The organism is uncultured Acetatifactor sp., assembly GCF_948601915.1.
Taxonomy (GTDB): domain Bacteria; phylum Bacillota; class Clostridia; order Lachnospirales; family Lachnospiraceae; genus Acetatifactor.
Genome location: NZ_CAPDXS010000144.1, coordinates 631 through 2088, shown reverse-complemented (window position 1 = coordinate 2088; position 1458 = coordinate 631). Strand labels below are relative to the sequence as shown.

Sequence of the window (1458 nt, the reverse complement as noted above, 5' to 3'; positions counted from 1 at the left end):
TTAAAATCCGATAATCATAGGTATATCGTTTATATAAGGACCAACATTGAAATCCTGCCTGCGATACAAAACTCACAAACAAACATATAACAAGCGAAACAGGGAGCCCTGATAATATTGAAATTTGATGTCTAAAGACTAAGCAGACAATCAGCCAAAAAACAGAAATCAATATTTCTAGTCCGCAAATTGATGACAAAACATATTCTTTATCTTCATACTTAACATATAAATTCATAATTCCTTTATATAAACATAAAGAAACCAGCATAAATAAAACGCTTTCCCAAGAAATATAGGTACTAAATAATCCATATTCCTCTGTAGGCATTAACCTTGTAAAAATAGGGGTAGTTATCATGCCTATCCCACGTTGCAAAAAATTACAAATCGTGAACCATAATGTCGCCTTTAAAGGTAACGAAAAAGCATTATATTTATTTAATAACTTTTTAATCTTATTCATATCATAATCATCTTACTATATACTAACTATTAACAAGCTTTGCTCCTATCGCTCCACCCGGATGATTCGGCTTAAACATCTCTAATGTAATATCCATCCTCTTTATCAATTGCATTGCGATTTGCTGAAGAATGATTAAGTAGAGTGTTGTCGAATTGTTTGGCATAATATTCCAAGGATCACCCTCGTGTTCAAGAGGAACAATTAGTTTCTTTTCCATTGTCTGCGCCAATGTGCCATGTTCATTGCAACTTAGAAGCCAAAGGTTCACGCCTTCTCGTTTCTTAAGTAAATTAAACAGGTACACCGATTCAGCTGTACTTCCGGACTTTGTAAGCATGATTACAAGGTCTCCTGGCTTCACCATACCCATATCACCATGGACTGCTGAATTTGTGTGAAGAAACTGTGCGTCCATTCCAGCAGAGAGCATCGTTCCTTCAAACTTTTCACATATAGGTACATTCTTACCTAAGCCGGAAGCGATAATTTTATGACCAGACTTAAGCGTAGCCTCGCACTCCGTAATCAGACGATCCATATCAGCCATAGACACTCCTTTAAGCGCATCCTCAAGTTGCATCATAGTCTTGTCGAAATAGCTATAAGCACTCTCCATCTCAAGAGCTTCTTCAAGATAATAAAGGCCATTATAGAAAGCACCACAAATGGAATCATAATCTTCCCATGCATATGTGGTTAGGCTGAACCAAATAATCGCCAACAAAATTTTCATCTGTAGACGGGTTACATCGCCGTCCAGCAGTTCAAAGAAGTAGTCTTCCAGGCTTTCCCAACCATTGGATGATATTTCAAGTTTGACATCTTTCTCACCAATGTCGAGGCTGAACCGTTTCAGATTGAACTGATCATAATTGCTGAAAAGACTATAATAAAGCTTTACCCAATCATAGGCTACATCACCATAGAATTCTGTTTTACCAAAGTATCCTCTCGGATCAATCAATACAGGGATTCTATCATGGCGGAGC

Annotated in this window: 1 protein-coding gene and 1 pseudogene (1 of these 2 only partly in view); both read right to left on the bottom strand. The window is 37.2% G+C overall.

Annotated features, from left to right (window positions below; all coding sequences use genetic code 11):
- Positions 1-466, bottom strand: a pseudogene (locus tag Q2B33_RS19615) (lipopolysaccharide biosynthesis protein) (it extends 959 nt beyond the left edge of the window).
- 22 nt (positions 467-488) lie between these two features.
- Complete coding sequence (locus Q2B33_RS19610; protein WP_300914192.1) at positions 489-1433, bottom strand: SIS domain-containing protein; 945 nt, start codon at positions 1431-1433, stop codon at positions 489-491.
- Between the last annotated feature and the right edge of the window lie 25 nt (positions 1434-1458).